This is a genomic window from Neisseria sp. P0021.S005 (genome assembly GCF_051956955.1).
The window spans coordinates 1-3,160 of record NZ_JBQCWY010000353.1 but is presented as its reverse complement, the minus strand read 5'-3'; the positions used below and the strand labels follow the sequence as shown (position 1 = coordinate 3,160).

The 3,160-nt window shown below is 47.6% G+C and carries 4 protein-coding genes; 3 read left to right on the top strand and 1 reads right to left on the bottom strand.

The genetic code is table 11. The features are described 5' to 3' along the window. Positions 1-8: 8 nt before the first annotated feature. Genes ACTHUE_RS14065 through ACTHUE_RS14055 form a run of 3 tightly spaced genes read left to right on the top strand, consistent with a single transcriptional unit; the run spans position 9 to position 2,529 of the window. The gene (locus tag ACTHUE_RS14065; protein WP_003680574.1) at positions 9-281 is read left to right on the top strand and encodes an ACT domain-containing protein; all 273 of its coding nucleotides are present in this window, start codon (positions 9-11) and stop codon (positions 279-281) included. 19 nt (positions 282-300) lie between these two features. Continuing rightward, positions 301-1,116 (top strand): NYN domain-containing protein, encoded by an 816-nt coding sequence (locus tag ACTHUE_RS14060; protein WP_107769247.1) that lies wholly within the window; start codon positions 301-303, stop codon positions 1,114-1,116. Positions 1,117-1,170: 54 nt separating this feature from the next. Further along, positions 1,171-2,529 carry a PFL family protein gene (locus ACTHUE_RS14055; RefSeq protein WP_107769248.1) on the top strand — a complete coding sequence of 453 codons (1,359 nt, stop codon included), beginning with the start codon at positions 1,171-1,173 and terminating at the stop codon, positions 2,527-2,529. Between the two features lie 68 nt (positions 2,530-2,597). Here ACTHUE_RS14055 and ACTHUE_RS14050 read toward each other — a convergent pair. Next, on the bottom strand, positions 2,598-3,160 hold a 563-nt coding region (locus ACTHUE_RS14050; RefSeq protein WP_440423782.1), incomplete at its 5' end, for a helicase HerA-like domain-containing protein.

The following is a 3,160-nucleotide window of genomic DNA, read 5'->3' as shown; positions in this document are numbered from 1 at the left end:
ACAGCGTTATGAACAATTCAGTCATCACCGTCATCGGTAAAGACCGTGTGGGCATTGTGTACGACGTTTCCAAAATTTTAGCGGAAAACCAAATCAATATTCTCAACATCAGCCAACAGCTGATGGACGATTTTTTTACCATGATTATTTTGGTGGACACTTCAAAATGCACCAAATCGCGTCAAGAGGTTTTGGATTTGTTTGCGGAAGAAAGCAAAAAACTCGCGCTTGATATCCGTATGCAAAACGAAGAAATTTTCCAAGCCATGCACCGTATTTGATTTTAGGAACTCTAAAATTATGTCAAAAAATAAAATTAGTTTTAATGTAGAAGAGAAATCTGCACGGTTGGCAGTTTTAATTGATGCTGATAATGCGTCAGCGCAAACCATTGATGCGATTTTAGAAGAAACAACTAAATTCGGTGAAGCAATGGCAAAACGCATCTATGGCAACTTTGTTGGTGACAACGGCAAATGGAAAGCCGTCATTAATGAGCATGCTATCAAACCTATGCAGCAATTCGCTTACACCACAGGTAAAAATGCCACTGACGGTTTTATGATTATTGATGCGATGGATTTACTTTATACTGGCCGTTTTGATGGTTTTTGTTTGGTATCTAGTGATAGTGACTTTACTGCATTAGCTATTCGGTTGAAAGAACAAGGTGTAACAGTTTACGGTTTTGGCAAAAAGCAAACGCCTGAAGCTTTCCGTAATGCGTGCAGCCAATTTATCTATGTAGAAAACTTGATGCCTGAACCCACACAAAAAGAAACAGTAACTGATAAACCACAGAAACCAACAGAGAAACAGATTCAAACAGCCTCTCCCGAAAATGCTCAAGCTCAACCGAAAATTGCCGAACAACTTGAGAACAAATTACCATTAGAGACTATACATAAAATTTTCGAACATGCGGAAAGTGAATGGATGGCTATGACTGCATTCGGTGCCACTTGGAAACGCTTGCAGGTAGATTTTGACCCACGTAATTACGGGTGTAAGAAATTTACCGATTTAGTAAAAAAATATTCTGATGTGTTTGATTACGAAATGCGAAAAACTGCTGAAGGCACGCAAGAGCATATGTATGTCAAGCTTAAAGTCTAATCGAAGGTCGTCTGAAAATATTTTTCAGACGACCTGCAAGAAAGGCCGAACCCCATGAATAACTTCCACAGTAATGAGATACTTGAAACCGTCAAAATGGTTGCCGACCAGAATTTTGACGTGCGCACCATTACCATCGGCATTGATTTGCACGACTGCATCAGCAGCGATATCAATGTGTTGAACCAAAATATTTACAACAAAATCACCACCATCGGCAAAGACTTGGTGGCAACGGCAAAATATCTGTCTGCCAAATACGGCGTACCGATTGTGAATCAGCGCATTTCCGTTACGCCGATTGCCCAAATCGCCGCGGCCACCCATGCCGACTCCTATGTCAGCGTGGCGCAAACTTTGGATAAGGCAGCCAAAGCTATTGGCGTGTCGTTTATCGGCGGCTTTTCTGCGCTGGTGCAAAAAGGTATGTCGCCTTCGGACGAAGTGCTGATCCGTTCCATTCCCGAAGCCATGAAAACCACCGATATCGTGTGCAGCTCCATTAATATCGGCAGCACGCGTGCCGGTATCAATATGGATGCGGTCAAGCTGGCAGGCGAAACCATCAAACGCACGGCTGAAATCACGCCCGAAGGTTTCGGCTGCGCCAAAATTGTCGTGTTCTGTAATGCAGTAGAAGATAATCCGTTTATGGCGGGCGCGTTTCACGGTTCGGGCGAAGCGGATGCCGTTATCAATGTCGGCGTATCCGGCCCGGGTGTTGTAAAAGCCGCGTTGGAAAATTCAGATGCAACGACATTGACCAAAGTTGCGGAAGTTGTGAAGAAAACCGCTTTCAAAATTACCCGCGTGGGCGAACTCATCGGCCGCGAAGCCTCAAAAATGCTGAATATCCCGTTTGGTATCCTCGACTTGTCGTTAGCACCAACCCCTGCTGTCGGCGACTCGGTGGCGCGCATTCTTGAAGAAATGGGCTTGAGCGTCTGCGGTACGCACGGCACGACAGCAGCTTTGGCCTTGCTGAATGATGCCGTGAAAAAAGGCGGCATGATGGCTTCCAGCGCGGTCGGCGGTTTGAGCGGCGCATTTATCCCTGTTTCAGAAGATGAGGGCATGATTGCCGCTGCTGAAGCCGGTGTGCTGACACTGGACAAACTCGAAGCTATGACAGCCGTCTGCTCCGTTGGTTTGGACATGATTGCCGTCCCCGGCGATACGCCTGCGCATACCATTTCCGGCATCATCGCCGACGAGGCCGCCATCGGCATGATCAACAGCAAAACCACTGCCGTGCGCATTATTCCGGTAACCGGTAAAACCGTCGGCGACAGCGTCGAGTTCGGCGGCTTGTTGGGCTACGCGCCTGTAATGCCGGTTAAAGAAGGTTCGTGCGAAGTATTTGTCAACCGAGGCGGCAGAATCCCGGCTCCGGTTCAATCGATGAAAAACTGATTGGATTGATGAATATAAAAGGCCGTCTGAAATTGATTTTCAGACGGCCTTTTATGTTTGCAGGCTGATTATTTGAACATATTTTTAATAATGCCCATTACGCTGCGTGAAATGGCGTTGGTTACTTGGCGGTTGATTTGGCTGCCGATGGCGTCGGCAACGTTGTAGCCCAAACCTTGGCCGGATTTTTTGCGTCCGCCGCTCAAACCGCCGATCAGTCCGCCAAGGATGCCGGGATCGGCATTGGCAGCCTCTTTTTCTGCAGCTTTTTGTGCTTTTTCCTGCTCTTTGGCGGCATTTGCGGCTTCTTTTTCAGCGGCAGCCTGGCTGTCTGCTTCGGCCAATGCTTCAAAAGCGGAGTAGTTGTCCAACATGTCTTTATAGGTTGGATACAAATCATCGTTTTGGAACAAGCGGTTGCGCTCTTCTGCGGCAAGCGGGGTTAAGGAAGATTGCGGCGGCAGAATAAGGGCGCGCTCTACCGGCTCGGGCATACCTTTTTCATCAAGGAAGGAAACGAGGGCTTCGCCGACGCCGAGTTCGGCAATCGCTTCAGCAACTTTGATATTTGGGTTGCTGCGGAAGGTTTCGGCAGCGGCTTTGACTGCTTTTTGGTCGCGCGGTGTGAAGG